Genomic DNA, 20401 nt, shown 5'->3' on the forward strand with positions numbered 1-20401 from the left:
TCGGCCCGCCCGATCCGCCCTCTCGCCGCCTACTCTCGGGGCGTTCGAGAGGAGAGCGCCATGGAGCGGGTCGTTCTGGGATTCGACGGCAGCCCCGCGTCGGAGGCGGCGCTGGAATGGACGGCCGAGAGGGCCCGCGTCGAGAGCTTCGAGCTCGACATCGTCCTCGTCACGAACATGTTCCTGTCCGATCGGGTCGCAGCGGACCGGATCCTGGATGCCGCCGCCCGCCACTGGCGCGACCTCGTTCCGGGTCTGCCGGCCAACGTGGTGCGTCTGGACGGGCTCATGCCCGCGACCCTCACGGAGGCCGCACGGGGGGCCGCGCTCCTCGTTCTCGGCATCGAGACCGGGTTCCGGATGCGGTCGGCGCTGAGCGGATGGCTGCCTCTCCGCGCCGCCGCACGCAGTGGGGCACCGACCGTGCTCGTCCCCGCCGGGTGGGTGGCATCCGATGATCCGGTCACGGTCGGCCTCGACGAGGACGCGTCGTCCGCGTCCGCGCTCCTCTTCGCCGCCCGCGCCGCGGCGGCCGCCGACGTTCCGCTGCGCATCCTGCACTCGTGGCTCATGGGCAGTTCCGTGCTGCGCGGTCACGCGTCCGCTCTGCCGAGCACCCAGCGCGTCGCCGCCGAGCACGAGCAGATCCTGGATGCCGCCGTCGCCGAGGTCCGCCGCGAGTACCCGGGTCTCGGTATCGTCACCGAACTCGTGCGCGACAACCCCACCTCCGCGCTCACCCGCGCGGCCGATCGCAGCAGCATGGTCGTCATCGGCACCCACGGTCGGGGGGTCGTCGTGGGCGGGTTCATCGGATCGATCGGACTGGACCTGGTCGGTTCACTGAACCGCACGATCTGCGTCGTGCCCCCGGCCCGCGTGCTGGTCTGATCCGGCGCGGGCGTCCGGCGCCGGCGGTGGAACCGGCGGAGGGGAGGAGATTCGGCGACGGGAGGACGGCCCCGGGTCGTGGCATCCTCCCCTCCCCGGATCTCCTCCGGTCTCAGTGCCCGCGCGGCGGGAAGCTCGACGACGGCACGACGACCACCGGGCAGCCCGTGCGCCACAGCAGATCCTGCGCCACCGACCCGAGGTAGCCGCCCGCGAGCACGCCGTCCCGGTGGGTCCCGATGACCGTCATGCTCGCGGTCTCGGAGTGCCGCGCGAGCGCCTCGGCGGCGGAGGTGCGCGTCAACTCCGCCTCGACGTGCAGGGTCGGGAACCGGCGCTCGAGCGTCTGCACCGCGGCATCCAGGAGCTCCCGATGCTCCTGCAGGACATGGTCGGGCCGCACCAGGAGCGCCACCGCGCCGTCGGCCGCGGGTTCGGGCAGGTGCCACGCGTGGACGACGCGGAGCCGACCGTCGCGGCCGAGGGCTTCCGTCGCCGCGAAGGTGAGCGCCTCCGTCGACGAGAGGTCGTCCTCCCACCCGACCGTGACGCGGTGACCCGGTCGCGGCGCCCACCCCGCCGGGACGATGCACAGCGGCGCGTGCGTCCGGCCGATCACGCGGACCGGAAGCCAGCCGCCGAGGGCCGCGCGCACCGGGTGCGCCGGGTCGACGCCGATCACGAGCAGATCCGCGTCGGCGGACTTCTCCCCCAGCGTCTGCGCGACCGGCCCGTCCACGCGATGTACGCGCACGACCTGTCCCGGCGTCGCGTCCCCCAGAATCTGCTCCGCGACGACGAGCGGGTCGTCCGCACCGGACCCCGGATGCCGAGAGACATGGATGACATCGACCTCGGCGGGGTGTCGCCCGCAGCGCTCCGCGACCCACGCGAGCGCCGAGCGGGACGCGGCGCTGCCATCGACACCGATCACGATTCTCTCCACGGGGCACCTCCTCGAACCGTTCCGATACCCCGCACGCTAGGCGCGGCAGGCGGGAACGGCAGGGGCGAAGGTCCCGCGGGAAGCGAAGAGGCCCCGCGCACACCGCGGGGCCTCTTCCGATACCCGGAGCGTCAGGCGCTCACGCGACGCGCCTCGGCCCACTTGACCTCGGCGTCCGCACCCTCCCCACCGGTCGCCTCGGCGGCCGACCGCTGCGCGAGTTCCGCGGCGGCGAAGTACGACGGGATGACGGCGGAGTGCAGCGCGCCCCACTCGGCGTAGTCGGCGCGCGCCCAGGTCTGCTGCAGCTCGCTGATGACGGCCTCGGTGTCCACCACGACGACACCAGCCTGGGTCAGACGGGCGATCGAGATGCGCTGCGACGCGTCCGAGTACGCGCCCGACGCGTCGATGATCGCGTACACCGTGTAGCCGTCGGCCAGCGCGGCCAGCGCGGGCTCGACCACGCAGATGCTCGTCATGATGCCCGCGATGAGGAGCGTCTTGCGCCCCGTCGCCTCGACCGCGGCGCGGAAGCCCTCGACGTCCCACGCGTTGATCTGCCCCTGGCGCGACACGTAGGTGGTGTGCGGGGCGTTGTCGAACACCTCGGGGATCAGCGGGCCGTTCGTTCCGGCGGGCACCGACGCGGTCGCGATGACCGGCACGCCGGCGAGGGTGGCGGCCTTGGTCACCGAGGCGACGTTCATGCGCAGTTCGGCGATCGAGATGTCGCGCACGACCTGCAGCAGTCCGCTCTGGTGGTCGACCATCAGCAGGACGGCGTCTTCGGGAGCGATGAGACCGGCGGTGGAGTTCATGGGATGCCTTTCGGGGCGAGGAATGAGTGCGGCGGATGCGCCGTTATCCATGCAAACGCATACATCGGCCGCCCATGCCCCGTTCGTGACGACCGTCCGAGATTTGCGTCATCTGCGAAAACGATCGGAGGAGCCGCGTGGAGCTCAAGCAACTCGAGTACTTCGTCTCTGCGGCGGAGGAGCTGAGTTTCACCCGGGCCGCGCGCCGCTGCCACGTCGTGCAGTCCGCCATCAGCGCGCAGATCAAGGGCCTCGAGACCGAACTCGGAACGCCCCTCTTCGATCGGACCACCCACCGGGTGGCCCTCACGCCGGAGGGGACCGTGCTGCTCGAGCGAGCCCGTGGCATCCTGAGGCTCGTGGATGACACCCGCGACCTCGTCTCGCCGACCGGCGCGGAGCTCAGCGGGAGCCTGTCGATCGGGGTGACCCAGGGAGCGTGGAAGGGCATGGCGCCCGCGCTCGCGTCCTTCCGCGCCGCCCACCCCCAGGTCCGGATCGAACTCCGCCAGTCACCGACCGTGAGGCTCTTCGAGTCCGTGAACGACGGCTCGCTCGACCTCGCCGTCGCCCCGCTGCGTCGACCGTCCGAGCCCGGGCTCTTCGTGAAGACGCTGTACACCGAGAACCTCAGCGTCGGGGTCGGTGCGTCGCACGAGCTCGCGAACCGGGAATCGCTCGCGCTGCGCGACCTCCATCAGCGCGACGCCGTCGGGTTCTGCCCGTTCTGGGCCCTGCGGACGATCACGGACCGCGCCTTCGACGACGCGGCGGCGGTCCAGCGCGTGGCCTACGAGGTCAACGACCTGAACGCCGCCGCCGAGATCGTCGCGAGCGGACTCGCGTACGTGCTGCTCCCCGACCACCTGCTCGCGCAGTTCGGCGACCTGATCCGGATCCCGCTCGAGGACGACGTCCGCTGGGACGTCGGCGTCATCGCCGCCGCCCGCCGCTGCACCCCCGCGGCGGCGGCGATGATGGATCTGCTGACATAGCGGACGGCCGAGAGGGACGGCGATCCGGCTACTTCGTCGCACCTGCCTGCTGGCGCACACGATCGTGAACTCGCTCTTCTTGATCGGCCGGGAGACAGGCTCCTCCTTCGCCACGCCTACGGGCGCTCCACGCTCACGTCCTCCTCGATCCAGTCGATCGGCGCGGCACCGAGACCCGCGGCGATCGCTTCGGCGGTTTCCCGCCAGCTCGTCATCGTCGCGACGGCGAGGTGCGGCTGCTGAGTGGCGAAAGAGGCTCGAGCGGCATCGACGAGCTCCCGAGCACACTCCGTCCGATCCGTCTCCGAGAGAGCGAACATCCACGGGAACCGGTCGGCCATGCGCTCGGCGAGAGTCCCGCGGTCGTCCGTGGTCACCGCGATCAGCGCGGCCGCGAACTCCAGCAGGCTGCGCTTCGCCTCCGCCTCACGCTCCGTCATCAGCACCAGCGACTCGGCGCCTCGGCGAGTCACGACGACCGGATGTTCCTCGGCAGCCTCGAACACCTCCGAAGAGTTGCGACTTAGCTCGGAAGACTGGAACTCCGTGCGGATGATCGTGGCAGCCATGCACCCATTCTATTCAGAATTAGTTCAGAACTGAACCGCCTCGCGAGTCGGCGCCGCGGACCTGCGATCCTGAACGAAACACCCCGTCCACGAAGGAAGGTCTGCCCGTGGCATCCGCGTCCACCGTGCTCGAACGCATCGTGGCGGCGATCGACGAAGAGTCGCTCGGCGCGTATGGCATCCATGTCCTCCTCGGCGACGACGTGGCCGAGCACCGGTGGCGCAGCGACGACCGCGTCAACATCTACTCGGTGTCGAAGGGTGTCAGCGCGCTGGCTGCGGGGATCGCCGCGGACGAAGGAATCCTGTCGCTCGACACGCGCGTCCGCGAGATGATGCCCGACATGGAGCTCGGCGCGGGCGTCGAGGCGGTCACGCTGCGGCACCTCCTCACGATGACGAGCGGCATCGACTTCGCGTGGTTCGGACGCGAGCCCGCGCCGTGGCCCGACCTCGCGCAGGAGATGCTCCGCCGCCCGACCCGCGGCCCCGGCACGGTCTTCCAGTACTCGGATGCCAGCACCTACGTGGCCATGCGGATGCTCGGCGCGGCGGTCGGCGACGTGCGCGACTGGCTCCTCCCCCGGCTCTTCGACCCGCTCGGCATCGACAACCCGCAATGGCACCGGTGCCCGCGCGGCTGGATCGTCGCCGGCAGCGGCCTCGAGCTGCGCACAGAGGAACTCGCGCGGATCGCCCGCGTGCTTCGCGACGGCGGCCGCTGGGACGGCGAGCGGATCGTGAGCGCCGAGTGGGTGGATGCCATGCACACGGACGTCGTCGACACCGGCGGCGAAGGCGACTTCGCGCGCTACGGCCTCGCGACGTGGGCGGGCCCCGGCGACGGGTGGCGCCTCGACGGACTCTACGGGCAGTACGTCTACGTCGCCAACGACCTCGACGCGGCGGTGACGATCACCGCGCACGAGGAGCAGCGGTCGCATCGGCTGGTGGAGATCGCGGCGGAGGCGCTGCGACCGGCAGTCGCTCGAACGCGGCACGCGCGAGTCATCAGCTGACAGCGAGGCGCTGTAACGCAGATCAGCCCCGCTCGAAAGCGGGGCTGATCTGGTGAGAGTGGCGGTGACGGTGGGATTTGAACCCACGGTAGGGGGTTACCCTACACAACTTTTCGAGAGTTGCACCTTCGGCCGCTCGGACACGTCACCGCCGACCAGCTTACGACACTCGGCGGGATGCCGCGAATCCGCGCGGCACCTGAGGCTCGGCATCCACTTCTCCACCGTCGAGAAACCGCTCTGGCACCGGTCCCACACCGGTGCCAGGATCGAGCCATGAGCGTGATAGAGAACTCCAAACTGACCGTCGTCGGCGCGGGGAGCGTGGGGGCGAGCGTCGCGTACGCGTCCCTGATCCGCGGGTCGGCGCGGCACGTCGCCCTGTACGACATCGCCGAGGCGAAGGTCGAAGCCGAGGTCCTCGACCTCGCGCACGGTACCCAGTTCACCGGGTCGAGCGACATCACCGGCGGCAGCGACGTGTCGGTCGCCGAGGGGTCGCACGTCGTGGTCATCACGGCCGGCGCGAAGCAGAATCCCGGGCAGACGCGCACCGAGCTGGCCGCGACGAACGCCGGGATCATCCAGCGCATGATGCCCGATCTCCTCGAGGTCGCGCCGAACGCGATCTACGTCATCGTCACCAACCCGTGCGACGTGCTCACGGTGCTCGCGCAGCAGGCGACGGGCCTCCCCACGCAGAGGATCTTCGCGTCCGGCACCGTCCTCGACACCTCGCGCCTGCGCTGGAAGATCGCGCAGCGCGCGGGGGTCGCGACCTCGAGCGTGCACGCGTGGATCGTCGGCGAGCACGGCGACACCGAGTTCCCGCTGTGGTCGACCGCGACGATCGGCACGGTCCCGATCACCGAGTACGACCTCCCCGACGGCACCCGTTTCGACGAAGCCGAATTGGATGCCATCGCCGTCGACGTCCGCGATGCGGCGTACAAGGTCATCCGGGGCAAGGGCGCGACGAACTACGCGATCGGGCTGTCGAGCGCGCGCATCGTCGAGGCGATCCTCCGGGACGAGCACGCGATCCTGCCGGTGAGCACCGTGCTGCAGGACTTCCACGGCATCTCCGGCATGGCACTGTCGGTGCCGTCGGTCGTGAGTTCCGCCGGGGCCGTGCCCCTCGCCGGGACGCCGTTCTCCGACCGCGAGCTGACGCTGCTCCGGCGCTCCGCCGACGCGCTGACGACGGTGGCGGACTCGCTGCGCGGCTGAGCCGGGCGCTGTGCGCGCCCTCGCGGCGACTGGACCCCGCCCGTAGCGCCGCGTGTGCGCACCCGCTGCGCACCTCACATCGAGAAACGCGATTCGCGCCGAGGAACGCGTCGCCACCCCGTTTCTTGCCGTGGATCGCGTTTATCGGGATGCCGGTGACCCGGCGAGCCGGCGATGTCGGAGGGCCCGCGTAGCCTGGGCGCATGGCATCCCGTCGTCCTTCTCCCACCGCCGCTCCGTACCGGTGCACCGAGTGCGGATGGACGACGCTCAAGTGGGTCGGGCGGTGCGGCGAGTGCCAATCGTGGGGCACGGTCGTCGAGGCGGCGGAGCAGACGGGCATCACGCGGTCGGTCACTCCCGTCGCGCCCGGCGCGTCGCGCGCGGCCCGGCGCATCACCGAGATCGACACGCAGGACGCCCCGCGGCGCACGAGCGGCGTCGGCGAGTTCGACCGGGTGCTCGGCGGCGGGATCGTGCCCGGCGCCGCCATCCTGCTGAGCGGTGAGCCCGGCGTCGGCAAGTCGACGCTGCTTCTCGAGGTCGCGGCGCAGAGCGCCCGCGCCGGCCGCCGCGTGCTGTACGCGAGCGGCGAGGAGTCCGCGGCGCAGGTCCGGCTCCGCGCCGAGCGCACCGGCGCGCTGCACGACGAGCTGTTCCTCGCGTCCGAGACCGACCTGGCCACGATCCTCGGCCACATCGATCAGGTCGAGCCCGAGCTGCTCATCGTCGACTCGGTGCAGACCGTGTCGTCCGCGCTCAGCGACGGGGCGGCGGGTCAGCCCGCGCAGGTGCGGGAGGTGGCATCCACGCTCATCCGGATCGCGAAGGAACGCGGGCTCCCCGTCGTGATCGTGGGCCACGTGACCAAGGACGGCACGATCGCGGGGCCGCGCGTGCTCGAGCACCTCGTCGACGTCGTCTGCCATTTCGAGGGCGACCGGCAGACGTCGCTGCGGTTCGTGCGCGCGCTCAAGAACCGCTTCGGCCCGACCGACGAGGTCGGCTGCTTCGACATGACCGGCAGCGGCATCGCCGAGGTCAGCGACCCGAGCGCCCTGTTCCTCGGCCACGGCGATCCCGAGCCCGGCACGTGCGTCACGATCGCGATGGAGGGCCGGCGCGCGCTCCCCGTCGAGATCCAGGCACTGGCCGTCAAGCAGACCGCCCCCAACCCGCGGCGCATCGTGAACGGCGTCGACTCGTCGCGGGTCGCGATGGTGCTCGCCGTGCTCGAGAGCAGGATGGGCGTCTCCCTGTCCGACAAGGACGTGTACGTCTCGACCGTCGGCGGCGTGCGCCTGGTCGAGCCCGCGGCCGACCTCGCGATCGCGATCGCCGTGGCCAACGCGGTGCAGAACCGCAAGGTGTCGAAGCGGCTCGCGGCGATCGGCGAGTTGACGCTGACGGGCGAGATCCGCAACGTCACGCAGGCGGCGCAGCGCGCGTCGGAGGCGGCGCGGCTCGGGTATCACACGGTGCTCGACGCGTCATCGCGCAAGCTCGCGCAGGCATTGAACGAGCTGAAGGTACGCGGGATGCCACGCGACGAGGTCGCGCCCGAGTTCTGACGCCGAAGCCGGCCGTGGGCCCGATCAGCGCCCGGGCGGGGCGGAACGGCGACGGCGGTGCGGCGACGTGAAGCCGAGCACTGCGGGGATCACGAGTCCGGCGGCGCACACGGCGCCGGCGATCAGGTACTCCATGCCTCGAGTCTTACACGGGCTCCTCACCCGCGCGACCTAGGTACTTCACCCGCGGAGTGTCGCGGGAACGCGGCGTCGCGGTCATGGCATCCATCCCCCGGGGCGCACAGCCGTGCGGCGCACAACTCCTGCGGATCGGGTCGGGCCCGCGCCACGGGGCGTCCGGAAGCCGGAACAGCAGGAGTTGAGCCGGCCGCCGCTCCGCCGCTCGAGCGGGTCAGGCGTCGAGGGCGGCGAGCAGGTCGGCCGGGCTGGCCTGGATGGGATGCGGACCCGCGATGTCGATGAACACCGTCGTGATCTCGTCGCGGTGGCGGTCGAGGAACGCCCGCAACCACTGCGGCGATTGCAGCGCGACGTGCGGCGGGAGCGTCTCGGGCTTGTGCGTGGCGTCGCTGAACAGCAGCAGCGCGATCTGCCCGGTGTTCGGGTCGCGGTAGGTCCAGACCTCGCCGACGTCGAGCGGGTTGTCGGCGTCGCCGGCGCGCATGAGCGGCACGACCGTGGGCCCGTGCCGCAGCGCGAAGGCGATCGCGGCCATGTCCTGGGTCTGCAGGGCGTCGCTCAGGGCGGTGTTCTTGAACTCCACGTCGGGCTTCTTCCCCTTGCGCTTCTTGCCACCGGCCATCCTCCGAGCCTATCCGCGGTGCCCGCGGCGCGGCGCGTCGGGGCGAATCGCCCGGGCCCGTGGGCCGCTAAGCCCTGCCCCGTGCCGAGCGGAGGACGTACGGCGAGCGGAGGACCCAAACCCCCGCACGCGTCCTCCCTCCGCCCCATCCCCTCCCCTCGTCACCGCGGCAGCCCCTGAACGCCGACGCCGCGCCTAGCCCGGCCGCCCCCGCTAGTCGCGGCGACCTGCTCGCGCGCTGAGCGGAGGAGATACAGCGAGCGGAGGACATACGGCGAGCGGAGGACCCAAACCCCCGCACGCGTCCTCCCTCCGCCCCATCCCCTCCCCTCGTCACCGCGAGAGCTACCGCCGTAACTCGCGCTGGCCCCTGCCCCCGTGCCGAGCGGAGGACATACAGCGAGCGGAGGACATACAGCGAGCGGAGGACCAAGACCCCCGCACGCGTCCTCCCTCCGCCCCATCCCCTCCCCTCGTCACCGAGGCCGCCCCTGAACGCCGCAGCCGCGCCTAGCCCGGCCGCCCCCGCGAGTTGCGGCGGCCCTGCCCCCGTGCCCAGCGGAGGACATACAGCGAGCGGAGGACCCAAACCCCCGCCGGCATCCTCCCTCCGCCCCATCTCCTCCCCTCGTCACCGCAGCAGCCCTGAACGCCGCAGCCGCGAAGCCCAGCCCCCGTGCCGAACGGAGGACATACGGCGAGCGGAGGACCCAAACCCCCGCCGCCATCCTCCCTCCGCCCCATCTCCTCCCGCCGTCACGCGAGAGCGAGAGCCGCACCCCGCCCCGCAGCTACGCCAAGAACCCGCGCAGCAGCGCCTCGCTGCCACCGAGGTGGTCGCGCATCGCCGCGTGGGCGGCATCCGGTCTCCCGGCGAGGATCGCGGACACGATCGCGGCGTGCTGCGCCGTCGAGTGGTCGATGTTGCGCGGCAGAAGAGGGAACGTGTCGAGCCACGCGTTGACGCGCGCGCGGTTGTCGGCGACGAGCGGGACGAGCGAGGGGATGCCGGCGAGTTCCGCGATCGTCAGGTGCAGGAGCGTGTCGAGTCGGCGGTAGTCGTCGCTCCCCGCGACCGCGGCTGCTTCGTGCCGCGCCCACAGCACGTCGCGTTCCTCGGGCGCGAGCGTCCGCCCCGCCGCGGCCCACGCCGCCCCCGGTTCGAGCACGCCGCGCAACGCGATGACGTCGTCGAGCTCGGCGGCCGAGACCTCCGCGGGACCGGCGGGCCGCGGGACGGGGTCGACCACGAACGTGCCGCCGTAGCGACCGCGGCGGGTCTCGAGCCAGCCGGCATCCGAGAGCTCCCGGATCGCCTCGCGCACCGTGTCGCGACTGACGCCGTACAGCGCGGCGAGCTCGCGCTCCGCGGGGAGCGACTCCCCCGGAGCGACGAGCCCGAGCCGCACCGTCTGCACGATGCGCGCCGTGGTGTCCTCGAGCGCATTGCCGCTGCGCACGGGCCGGTACACGGCCCGCCGCAGGTCGTCGAGGGGCGCGGCGCTCATGCCGTCAGCCTGTCATGCCGCAGGTCACAGGGGTGTCACGTACGCGTTGGTGATACCGCCGTCCACGACGAAGGCGGTGGCGGTGATGAAGGACGCGTCGTCGGATGCCAGGAACGCCACGGCCGCTGCCATCTCCTCAGGCTCCGCGAACCGGCCCATCGGCACGTGCACGAGCCGGCGCTGCGCGCGCTCGGGGTCCTTCGCGAACAGCTCCTGCAGGAGCGGCGTGTTCACCGGTCCGGGGCACAGCGCGTTCACGCGGATCCCCTGCCGCGCGAACTGCACGCCGAGCTCGCGGGTCATCGCGAGCACGCCCCCCTTGGACGCGGTGTACGAGATCTGCGAGGTCGCCGACCCGAGCAGCGCGACGAACGACGCGGTGTTGATGATCGACCCGCGCCCCGCGGGAACCATGTGCCGCAGCGCCGCGCGCGAGCAGAGGTACACGCTCTTCAGGTTCACGTCCTGCACGCGGTCCCACGCGGGCAGCTCGGTCGTCTCGATCGAGTCGTCGTCGGCGGGCGAGATCCCGGCGTTGTTGAACGCGATGTCGACGCTGCCGAGCTCGGCCGCGACGCCGTCGAAGAGGGCGTCGACGGATGCCTCGTCCGCGACGTTCACCTGACGGAAGACGCCGCCCACCTCGGCGGCCGCCGCGGTGCCGGTGGTCTCGTCGAGGTCGGCGATCACGACGCGCGCACCCTCGGCGGCGAAGCGCCGTGCCGTGGCGAGGCCGATGCCCGACGCGCCGCCGGTGACGATGGCGACGCGGTCGCGCAGCCGCTGAGTGAGGTCGATGGTCATGTGCTGTGGTTCCTTACGGGTGGGGATGTGGGTGAAGAGGGGTCACTCGGTGGCGTAGAAGACGTTCTTCGTCTCGGTGAAGTGCTCGGCGGCATCCGGTCCCAGCTCCCGGCCGAGGCCGGAGGCCTTCATGCCGCCGAAGGGGGTCGCGTACCGCACCGACGAGTGCGAGTTCACCGACAGCACACCGCTGCGCACCCCGCGCGAGACCCGGATGCCACGACCGAGGTTCTCGGTCCAGATCGAGCCCGCGAGACCGTACGCGGTGTCGTTGGCCAGGCGGATGGCATCCGCTTCGTCCTCGAACGGGAGCACGGCGAGCACCGGACCGAACACCTCTTCGCGCGCGACGCGGTCGCCGGGCTGCGCGAGCACCACCGCGGGGGCGAACCAGAAGCCGTCGCCCTCCGGCGCGGAGCCACGGAACGCGACGTCGGCCCCGTCGAGGAACCCCGCGACGGCCGAGCGGTGGGATGCCGAGATCAGCGGCCCCATCTGGGTTTCCTCGTCGCGCGGGTCGCCGACGCGCCACGCGGCGACCGCGGGTTCGAGCAGCTCGAGGAACCGGTCGTAGACGCTGCGCTCGACGAGGAGACGGCTGCGCGCGCAGCAGTCCTGGCCCGCGTTGTCGAAGACGGAACCCGGGACCCCGGCCGCGGCCTTCTCGAGGTCGGCATCCGCGAACACGATGTTGGCGCTCTTGCCGCCGAGTTCGAGCGTGACGGGCTTGAGCAGCTGCGCGCACCCGGCGGCGACCTCCGTGCCGACCTCGGTCGAGCCGGTGAACACGACCTTGTGCACGTCGGGGTGCGAGACGAAGCGCTGGCCGACGACCGAGCCCGACCCGACGATCACCCGGAACAGCCCCTCGGGCAGCCCCGCCTCGAGCGCCAGCTCACCGAGCCGCACGGCGGTGAGCGGCGTCAGCTCGGCGGGCTTCAGCACGACGGCGTTGCCCGCGGCGAGCGCCGGGGCGAAGCCCCACGCGGCGATCGTCATGGGGAAGTTCCACGGCACGATGATCCCGACGACGCCGTACGGCTCGTGATAGGTCACGTCGAGGCCGCCGGCGACGGGGATCTGCTTCCCGATCAGGCGTTCCGGCGAACCGGCGTAGTAGTTGAGCACCTGGGCGACGTGCTGCGCCTCCCACCGGGCCGAGCCGATCGGGTGCCCCGAGTTGCGCACCTCGAGCGCCGCGAGCTCCTCGACGTGCGCCTCGACGACCCGCGCGAAGGACCGCAGCGCGTCGGCGCGGGCGACGGGGGCGAGCGCGGCCCACGCGCGCTGCGCACGGACGGCGTCGGCGACGGCGGCATCCACCTCTGCGACCTCGGCGCGGTCGAGCGTCGTGATCGGCGTGCCGGTCGAGGGGTCGGTGACGGTGAAGGTGCTCATGCGGGGACTCCCTGGTGCGCGGAGGAACGTGCGGCGCGGTGGGCCGCCGCGGCGGCGACGAGCCCGAGGAACAGACGCCGGTCCTCGGGGTTCTCCTCGGGATGCCACTGCACGGCCACGAGGTACTCGTCGCCGGGGGTCTCGATGGCCTGCACGAGCCCGTCGTCCGTCCGCGCGGTGACCCGCAGCCCTTCGGCGACACGATCGATGCCCTGGTGGTGGTAGCTGTGGACGGTGAGCGCTCCGGCACCGACGAGGCCGGCCAGCCGGGTTCCGGCATCCACTTCGACGACGTTCTCGGCGAAGACCCCTCCGCCGATCTTGTAGCGCTCGGTGCCGAGGGCCTCGGGGAGGTGCTGGTGCAGCGTGCCGCCGAGGGCGACGTTGATGAGCTGGAGTCCGCGGCAGATGCCGAAGACCGGGATGCCACGCTCCCGCGCCCCGGCGAGGAGCGCGAGCTCCCACGCGTCGCGGTCGGCGCGCGGCGGGTCGGTGAGTGGGTGGCGCTCGGCGCCGTACAGCTCGGGCTGCACGTCGAGGCCCCCGGTGAGGATCAGCCCGTCGAGGCCGTCGAGCACCGCGGCGGCAGCCTGTTCGGGCCGGGGCTGCGGCGGCAGCAGCACGGCGGTGGCGCCCGAGGCGGTCACGGCATCGAAGTACTGCTGCGGCAGGAACGACGCGCGCACGTCCCACACGCCCTGCGTGGCGCGTTCGAGGTAGGTCGTGAGCCCCACCACGGGGGTCCGGGCCGGATCAGAGACGCTCGAAACCACGCACGCGCTCCCAGTCGGTCACGGCGGCGTCGAAGGCTTCCACCTCGATGCGCGCCTGGTTCAGGTAGTGCTCGACGACGTCGTCGCCGAAGGCGGCACGCGCCACGGTCGACTCCGAGAAGAGCTTCGCGGCCTCGCGGAGGGTCGTCGGCAGGGTGTCGACGCCGGCGGCGTAGGCGTTGCCGGTAAGTGGCGCGGGCAGCGGCAGCTCGTTCTCGATGCCGTGCAGACCGCCCGCGATGATCGCCGAGATGGCGAGGTACGGGTTCACGTCGCCGCCGGGCACGCGGTTCTCGACGCGCAGCGATCCGCCGTGGCCGACGACGCGCAGCGCGCACGTGCGGTTGTCGATGCCCCACGCGACGCCGGTGGGCGCGAACGAGCCCTTGGCGTACCGCTTGTACGAGTTGATCGTGGGGGCGTACAGCAGCGTGAACTCGCGGAGGGTGGCCAGGATGCCGGCGATCCAGTGCTCCATGAGCGGGCTGAAGCCGTGCTCCCCGTCGCCGGCCATGACGGCCTCGCCGTTCTCGCCGCGCACCGACAGGTGGATGTGGCAGCTGTTGCCCTCGCGCTGGTCGAACTTGGCCATGAAGGTCAGCGACTTGCCGTGCCGGTCGGCGATCTCCTTCGCACCGTTCTTGTAGATCGTGTGGTTGTCGGCGGTCTCGAGCGCTTCGGCGTAGCGGAACGCGATCTCCTGCTGCCCGTCGTTGCACTCGCCCTTGACGCCCTCGCAGTACATCCCCGCGCCGTCCATGCCGCGGCGGATGTCGCGCAGCAGCGGCTCGAGCCGCGTGGTGGCGAGGAGGTTGTAGTCCACGTTGTAGTCGGTCGAGGCCGTGAGCCCGGTGTAGCCCTTGGCCCAGGCATCCCGGAAGGAGTCGTCGAAGACGATGAATTCCAGCTCCGTCCCGACGTACGGGGTGAGCCCGCGCTCCGCGAGCCGGGCGCGTTGGGCGTTCAGGATGCCACGCGGCGACTGCACCACGGGCGCGCGGTCCTCCCACGCGAGGTCGGCCATGACGAGCGCCGTCCCCTCCTGCCACGGGACGCGGCGCAGCGTGTCGAGGTCGGGCACGAGCAGCATGTCGCCGTAGCCCTTCTCCCAGCTCGACATCGCGTAGCCGTCGACGGTGTTCATGTCGACGTCGACGGAGAGGAGGTAGTTGCACGCCTCCGCGCCGTGCGGAAGGACCTCGTCGCGCCAGAACCGCGCGGCGACGCGCTTTCCGACGAGGCGCCCTTGCGCGTCCGGGAAGGCGACGACGACGGTGTCGATCTCGCCCGAGTCGATCGCGGCATCCAATTCCGCGGTGGTGAGATTGCCCGCCATGGTCTCCCTCTCGCCTGCTCGACGCCTCCTCGATCGGAGGCCGTAACGAGGAACTTACACGCCAAAGGTAGACAGGTCGACCAATAGAACGCCATGATTTCCCGCAAAGGCGCTCCCGAAGCCTGTCCGCATCTATCAGGAGGCTCCATGTCCACCTCGAGCAGTTCACAGAAAAAGGTCGCCGGGGCCACCTATACCGCGACCGACTCCTCGTACTTCGAGAAACGCACCCTCAAACGCTCCGCCGGCGTGTGGGGCCTGTGGGGCCTCGCCGTCGCCGCCGTCATCTCCGGCGACTTCTCCGGCTGGAACTTCGGCATCGGCTTCGCCGGTTTCGGCGGGATGCTGATCGCCTTCGTCGTGCTGGTGATCATGTACTACGGCCTGACGTTTTCGATCGGCGAGATGGCCGCCGCCATGCCGCACACCGGCGGGGCCTACTCGTTCGCGCGCTCCGCGATGGGACCGTGGGGCGGTCTGGCCACCGGCCTCGCCGAGACGATCGAGTACGTCGCGACGACCGCCGTCGTCGTCTACTTCTCGGGGCAGTACGCCGACTCGGCGCTGGAGCTGCTCACCGGCGTCAGCCTCCCGGCGTTCGTGTGGTGGATCATCCTGTACGCCGTGTTCATCGCCCTCAACGCCGCCGGCGCCAACATCTCCTTCGTCTTCGCGATCGTCGTCTCGGTGATCTCGATCGGCATCATCGTGGTCTTCGGCATCATGTCGCTCGCGTCCGGCGCGTTCGACTGGGGCTCGCTGTGGAACCAGGTGCCCGATCCGGGACAGTCGGAGTTCCTGCCGTTCGGCGTCGGTTCGATCCTGCTCGCCCTCCCCTTCGCGATGTGGTTCTTCCTCGGCATCGAAGAGCTCCCCCTCGCCGCGGAGGAGTCGCACAACCCGGCCCGCGACATCCCCCGCGCGGGACTCTGGGCACGCGGCACGCTCATCATCACGGGCCTCATCGTGCTGTTCCTCAACACGGGCGTCCTCGGCGCCGACGCCACGGGCAGCTCGCTCGAGCCGCTGCTCGACGGCTTCCGCGCCATGGTCGGCGACCAGGCCGCGGCGCTGCTGTCGCTCCTCGCGCTCATCGGCCTGCTCGCGTCGCTGATGGGGATCATGTTCGCCTACGGCCGCAACATGTACTCGCTGTCGCGCGCCGGGTACTACCCGCGCTGGCTGTCGCTCACCGGCGCTCGCAAGACCCCGTGGGTCGCACTCGTCTTCGGCGCGGTGGTCGGGTTCGTCGCCCTCGTCGTGGTGCAGGCGGCGGGTGGGGATGCCAGCCCCGCCGGCGCCATCGTGCTGAACATCGCCGTGTGGGGCGCGGTGGTGGCGTACTTCCTGCAGATGGTGTCGTTCATCGTGCTGCGGCGGAAGTTCCCGAACGCGATCCGCCCGTACAAGAGCCCGTGGGGCCTCTTCGGCGCGTACTCGGCGGCGATCATCGCGGCGATCGTCTTCTTCGGTCTGCTGCTGAACCCCGCGTACCTGCCGGCGATCGTCGCGATCATCGTGGTCTACGCCGTCATCTTCATCGGCTTCGCGATCTACGGCCGTCACCGCCTCGTGCTCTCCCCCGAGGAGGAGTACGCCCTGTCCGGCGGCCTGCACCGCGATCCGCAGGAAGAGGGCTACGACGCGATGGAGGGCGAGGTCTTCGGCGAGAAGCACTGACGACGGAGGGGCGGATGCCATTGGCATCCGCCCCTCTTCGCCTGGTCCCGTCCCGGTTTGAGTGTCCAAGACACGCGGACGCGTCGGCGCGCGATCCGCGTGTTCTGGACACTGATGCGCGAGCGGCCCGGATCAGCGCAGGATGAACGCGGCCGTCCCGGCGGACGGGATGCCACCGATCGAGACGCTCAGGTGGTACGTCGCGCCGCCGCCGGGGGCGAACGGCCGCTCGCCCTGGCACGAGCTCACCGACGAGCGCGTGCGGTCCCACGTGAGGGGAGCCGCGCTCGTGACCTGCTGGCCCGCGGCGAGGGTCACGACCATGTCGCTCGGCTCGGACTGGCAGTCGGTCGACCGCCACCACACGTCGGAGCCGCTGGTCACCGTGAAGGACTGGGCGCTCGTGCCGACGTTCATCGTGCACGGGCTCGCCGAGGTGTTGGTGAGCCGGATCGACAGCTGCGGATTCTCGCCCTGTCCGTACTCGGTCTTGTCGGTCAGGGCCTCGACCTTGATGTCGGCGGCGGCGCACTCCGCGGGCCCCGCGGGCACGCTCGGGCTCGGGCTCGCCGACGGAGACGGCGAGGCGACCGGCGCGGAGGGCGAGGCGGGCGCCGACGGCGCGGGGGCGGCGGAGCTCGCCGCGGGCGCGGGGTCGGCGGTCGGCGCGGAGCGCCACGGCGGGGCGGCGACGAGCCACACGACGAGGCCGATCACGAGCAGCGCGAGGAGCACGGCGGCGAGACGGCGTCGACGGTAGACCGCCGGGGATTGCCGCCGCCTGCGGGGGGCATCGGTCATCGTTCCAGCGTAGGCCGCGTGGCTCAGCGGCCACGCCACGCCGCGCTCAGAGCTGCTTGAGCATCCGGGTGTTGCCGAGCGTGTTCGGCTTGACGTGCGCGAGGTCGAGGAACTCCGCCACACCCTCGTCGGGGCTGCGGACGAGCTGCGAGTAGACATCCGGGTCGACGACCTGCTCACCGATGGGCGAGAAGCCGCGCCGCGTGAAGAAATCCACCTCGAAGGTGAGACAGAACAGCCGCGAGACGCCGAGCGCCCGTGCGTTCTCCTCGAGCACCTCGACGATGCGGCGACCGACACCGTGGTGGAGCCACTCGTCGTGGACGATGAGCGTGCGGATCTCGCCCAGGTCCTCCCACATCACGTGCAGGGCGCCGCAGCCGATGACCTCTCCGTCGGCCTCGGCGACGACGAACTGCTGCACCGAGCCGTACAGCACCACGAGGTCCTTGCCGAGCAGGATGCGCTTCTGCACGAACGGCTCGAGCAGGTCGTGGATGCGTCGGACGTCGCGGGTCCCGGCGGGGCGGACGACGAACGGCGCGGCGGTGGTCATCGTCCCAGCGTACGACGAGCCGGGCGCCTCCCCGGCGTCATCGCGGCACGCGCCGGTCTTCGCGGCGGGGACGACGAAGGGCCTGGATGCCGTGGCATCCAGGCCCTGTCGTGTCGTCGGATCAGCCGGCGAGGGTGTCGGGCGTCGCGGCGATCTCGCCGGCCGCGCCCACACCGATCGCGACCTTGTCGCCGCGGGGTCCGCTCTCGAACGTGAACTGCCCGTTCTCGACGCCGACCTTGACGTGGTCGCCGGACTCGAGCTCGCCGTGCAGGATCTTCTCGCTCAGACGGTCCTCGACCTCGCGCTGCATGGCGCGGCGCAGGGGGCGCGCACCGAGCGTCGGGTCGAAGCCGATCTCGATGAGCTTGTCCTTCGCGTCGTCCGACAGCTCGACGGTCATGTCGCGGTCGAGCAGCCGGTCGGCGAGGCGCTTCACGAACAGGCCGACGATCTGGCGGAGTTCGGCCTTGTTCAGCTGCGGGAAGACGATGACGTCGTCGACGCGGTTGAGGAACTCGGGCTTGAAGTGGCGCTTGAGCTCTTCGTCGACCTTGCCCTTCATCCGCTCGTACGAGGTCTGCGCGCTGCCCTCGATCTGGAAGCCGACCGGGCCACCGGCGATCGCCGACGAACCGAGGTTGGTCGTCATGATGATCACGGTGTTCTTGAAGTCGACGACGCGACCCTGGCCGTCGGTCAGACGACCCTCTTCGAGGATCTGCAGCAGCGAGTTGAAGATGTCGGGGTGGGCCTTCTCGATCTCGTCGAACAGCACGACCGAGAACGGCTTGCGGCGCACCTTCTCGGTGAGCTGGCCGCCCTCCTCGAATCCGACGAACCCGGGAGGGGCACCGAACAGACGCGAGACCGTGTGCTTCTCACCGAACTCCGACATGTCGAGGGAGATCAGCGCGCCCTCGTCGTCGAAGAGGAACTCGGCGAGCGCCTTGGCCAGCTCGGTCTTTCCGACGCCCGTGGGGCCGGCGAAGATGAACGAGCCGCTGGGGCGCTTCGGGTCCTTGAGGCCGGCGCGCTGACGACGGATCGTGCGCGACAGGGCCGCGATCGCCTCTTCCTGGCCGATGACCCGCTGGTGCAGGGCCTTCTCCATGAACATGAGGCGGCTGGACTCCTCCTCGGTGAGCTTGAACACCGGGATGCCGGTCGCCTGGGCGAGCACCTCGGCGATCAGACCCTCGTCGACCACCGCGTGGGAGGCGACGTCGCCGGAGCGCCACTGCTTCTCGAGGCGCAGACGCTCGGCGAGCAGGGACTTCTCCTCGTCGCGGAGCGCGGCCGCCTTCTCGAAGTCCTGCTCCTCGGAGGCGAACTCCTTCTGCTCGCGGACCTTGGCGATCTTCTCGTCGAACTCGCGCAGCTCCGGTGGCGACGACAGGATCGACAGGCGCAGGCGCGCGCCGGCCTCGTCGATCAGGTCGATGGCCTTGTCCGGCAGGAACCGGTCGCTGATGTAGCGGTCGGCGAGGTTCGCCGCGGCGACGATCGCACCGTCGGTGATCTGCACCTTGTGGTGCGCCTCGTAGCGGTCGCGCAGCCCCTTCAGGATGTTGATCGCGTGAGGCAGGCTCGGCTCGGCGACCTGGATCGGCTGGAAGCGGCGCTCGAGAGCGGCATCCTTCTCGAAGTGCTTGCGGTACTCGTCGAGCGTGGTGGCACCGATGGTCTGGAGCTCACCGCGGGCGAGGAGGGGCTTGAGGATGGATGCCGCGTCGATCGCACCCTCGGCGGCACCGGCACCCACGAGGGTGTGGATCTCGTCGATGAAGACGATGATGTCGCCGCGCGTGCGGATCTCCTTGGTGACCTTCTTCAGGCGCTCCTCGAAGTCACCGCGGTAGCGGGAACCGGCGATGAGCGAACCGAGGTCGAGCGAGTAGACCTGCTTGTCCTTGAGCGTCTCGGGGACGTCGCCCTTCACGATCGCCTGCGCGAGGCCCTCGACGACCGCCGTCTTTCCGACACCGGGCTCGCCGATGAGGACGGGGTTGTTCTTGGAGCGACGCGAGAGGATCTGCATGACCCGCTCGATCTCCTTCTCGCGCCCGATGACGGGGTCGAGCTTGTTGTCGCGCGCGGCCTGCGTGAGGTTGCGACCGAACTGGTCGAGCACGGCCGACCCGCCCTGGGCTGCACCCTGGTTCTGCTCGCCGGCGCCGGATGCGACGCCCGCGGGCTCCTTGCCCTGGTAGCCCGAGAGCAGCTGAATGACCTGCTGGCGCACCTTGTTCAGGTCGGCGCCGAGCTTGACGAGCACCTGGGCGGCGACGCCCTCGCCCTCGCGGATGAGGCCGAGCAGGATGTGCTCCGTGCCGATGTAGTTGTGGCCGAGCTGGAGCGCTTCGCGCAGCGACAGCTCGAGGACCTTCTTCGCACGCGGCGTGAAGGGGATGTGACCGGTGGGCTGCTGCTGGCCCTGACCGATGATGTCCTGCACCTGCTCGCGCACGGCGTCGAGCGAGATGCCGAGGGACTCGAGCGCCTTCGCGGCGACACCTTCTCCCTCGTGGATGAGGCCGAGGAGAATGTGCTCGGTCCCGATGTAGTTGTGGTTGAGCATCTTCGCCTCTTCTTGGGCGAGCACAACCACGCGACGGGCACGGTCGGTGAATCTCTCGAACATCCTCAGTCCCTCCAGGAATGGGCTGACAGGCACGCCTCCGCGCGCCGTACATCGAGAGTAACCAGCGGTCGGATGCCACGGACCCGTGTTCGCCGT

General features: G+C 70.8%; 18 protein-coding genes and 1 tRNA gene. 6 read left to right on the plus strand and 13 right to left on the minus strand.

The features are described 5' to 3' along the window. Positions 1-60: 60 nt before the first annotated feature. Positions 61-891 carry a universal stress protein gene (locus RKD05_RS04145; protein WP_424708213.1) on the plus strand — a complete coding sequence of 277 codons (831 nt, stop codon included), beginning with the start codon at positions 61-63 and terminating at the stop codon, positions 889-891. Between the two features lie 112 nt (positions 892-1003). Here RKD05_RS04145 and RKD05_RS04150 read toward each other — a convergent pair whose 3' ends face one another. Together RKD05_RS04150 and RKD05_RS04155 are read right to left on the minus strand one after the other, a co-directional pair. Continuing rightward, complete coding sequence (locus RKD05_RS04150) at positions 1004-1837, minus strand: universal stress protein (RefSeq protein WP_424708214.1); 834 nt, start codon at positions 1835-1837, stop codon at positions 1004-1006. 131 nt (positions 1838-1968) lie between these two features. Further along, entirely contained in the window at positions 1969-2658 is a 690-nt protein-coding gene (locus RKD05_RS04155) for an isochorismatase family protein (protein WP_424708216.1), read from the minus strand. Between the two features lie 137 nt (positions 2659-2795). Between RKD05_RS04155 and RKD05_RS04160 the strand changes: the two genes are divergently transcribed. After that, positions 2796-3653 (plus strand): LysR family transcriptional regulator, encoded by an 858-nt coding sequence (locus tag RKD05_RS04160; protein ID WP_424708217.1) that lies wholly within the window; start codon positions 2796-2798, stop codon positions 3651-3653. A 116-nt stretch (positions 3654-3769) separates the two neighbouring features. Here the strand turns inward: RKD05_RS04160 and RKD05_RS04165 are convergent, their stop codons facing one another. Further along, a complete protein-coding gene (locus RKD05_RS04165) occupies positions 3770-4222 on the minus strand; it encodes a type II toxin-antitoxin system prevent-host-death family antitoxin (protein WP_424708218.1) in 453 nt (150 codons plus the stop codon). Between the two features lie 107 nt (positions 4223-4329). Between RKD05_RS04165 and RKD05_RS04170 the strand changes: the two genes are divergently transcribed. Next, positions 4330-5241, plus strand: a complete 912-nt coding sequence (locus tag RKD05_RS04170) for a serine hydrolase domain-containing protein (protein WP_424708220.1) — start codon at positions 4330-4332, stop codon at positions 5239-5241. A 59-nt stretch (positions 5242-5300) separates the two neighbouring features. Here RKD05_RS04170 and RKD05_RS04175 read toward each other — a convergent pair. Beyond that, positions 5301-5391 (minus strand) — tRNA-Ser (locus RKD05_RS04175). 126 nt (positions 5392-5517) lie between these two features. On the opposite strand from RKD05_RS04175, the gene RKD05_RS04180 reads away from it, so the two are divergent. Further along, positions 5518-6471, plus strand: a complete 954-nt coding sequence (locus RKD05_RS04180) for an L-lactate dehydrogenase (RefSeq protein WP_424708222.1) — start codon at positions 5518-5520, stop codon at positions 6469-6471. Positions 6472-6674: 203 nt separating this feature from the next. After that, a complete protein-coding gene (radA, locus tag RKD05_RS04185) occupies positions 6675-8042 on the plus strand; it encodes a DNA repair protein RadA (protein WP_424708224.1) in 1368 nt (455 codons plus the stop codon). A 352-nt stretch (positions 8043-8394) separates the two neighbouring features. On the opposite strand, the gene RKD05_RS04190 is transcribed toward radA, so the two are convergent. From RKD05_RS04190 to RKD05_RS04215, 6 genes are all read right to left on the minus strand, one after another. Then, positions 8395-8805 (minus strand): dehydrogenase, encoded by a 411-nt coding sequence (locus RKD05_RS04190; protein ID WP_424708225.1) that lies wholly within the window; start codon positions 8803-8805, stop codon positions 8395-8397. 791 nt (positions 8806-9596) lie between these two features. Next, positions 9597-10313, minus strand: coding sequence for a FadR/GntR family transcriptional regulator (locus RKD05_RS04195; RefSeq protein WP_063258968.1), 717 nt, complete (start codon positions 10311-10313; stop codon positions 9597-9599). Between the two features lie 24 nt (positions 10314-10337). Continuing rightward, the gene (locus tag RKD05_RS04200; protein WP_424708226.1) at positions 10338-11117 is read right to left on the minus strand and encodes a 3-oxoacyl-ACP reductase; all 780 of its coding nucleotides are present in this window, start codon (positions 11115-11117) and stop codon (positions 10338-10340) included. 42 nt (positions 11118-11159) lie between these two features. Further along, complete coding sequence (locus tag RKD05_RS04205; protein ID WP_424708228.1) at positions 11160-12515, minus strand: aldehyde dehydrogenase family protein; 1356 nt, start codon at positions 12513-12515, stop codon at positions 11160-11162. Beyond that, positions 12512-13288 carry a gamma-glutamyl-gamma-aminobutyrate hydrolase family protein gene (locus RKD05_RS04210; protein WP_424708229.1) on the minus strand — a complete coding sequence of 259 codons (777 nt, stop codon included), beginning with the start codon at positions 13286-13288 and terminating at the stop codon, positions 12512-12514. Before RKD05_RS04210 ends, RKD05_RS04205 begins: the two co-directional genes overlap by 4 nt. Continuing rightward, positions 13269-14624 (minus strand): glutamine synthetase family protein, encoded by a 1356-nt coding sequence (locus RKD05_RS04215; RefSeq protein WP_424708231.1) that lies wholly within the window; start codon positions 14622-14624, stop codon positions 13269-13271. The genes RKD05_RS04210 and RKD05_RS04215 overlap by 20 nt, the downstream gene beginning before the upstream one ends. Positions 14625-14771: 147 nt before the next feature. Between RKD05_RS04215 and RKD05_RS04220 the strand changes: the two genes are divergently transcribed. Then, on the plus strand, positions 14772-16304 hold the full coding sequence (locus RKD05_RS04220) for an amino acid permease (RefSeq protein ID WP_022879145.1): 1533 nt from the start codon (positions 14772-14774) through the stop codon (positions 16302-16304). Between the two features lie 132 nt (positions 16305-16436). On the opposite strand, the gene RKD05_RS04225 is transcribed toward RKD05_RS04220, so the two are convergent. The 3 genes from RKD05_RS04225 to RKD05_RS04235 all read right to left on the minus strand — a co-directional run bounded on the left by RKD05_RS04225 (position 16437) and on the right by RKD05_RS04235 (position 20305). Further along, positions 16437-17105 carry a hypothetical protein gene (locus RKD05_RS04225; RefSeq protein WP_424708233.1) on the minus strand — a complete coding sequence of 223 codons (669 nt, stop codon included), beginning with the start codon at positions 17103-17105 and terminating at the stop codon, positions 16437-16439. 46 nt (positions 17106-17151) lie between these two features. Further along, on the minus strand, positions 17152-17661 hold the full coding sequence (locus RKD05_RS04230) for an amino-acid N-acetyltransferase (protein ID WP_424708234.1): 510 nt from the start codon (positions 17659-17661) through the stop codon (positions 17152-17154). Positions 17662-17782: 121 nt separating this feature from the next. Continuing rightward, positions 17783-20305, minus strand: coding sequence for an ATP-dependent Clp protease ATP-binding subunit (locus RKD05_RS04235; RefSeq protein WP_424708236.1), 2523 nt, complete (start codon positions 20303-20305; stop codon positions 17783-17785). Positions 20306-20401: the final 96 nt, after the last annotated feature.

Origin of the sequence: Microbacterium sp. SLBN-111, assembly GCF_049739645.1 — a bacterium.
In the GTDB taxonomy this organism is placed as follows: domain Bacteria; phylum Actinomycetota; class Actinomycetes; order Actinomycetales; family Microbacteriaceae; genus Microbacterium.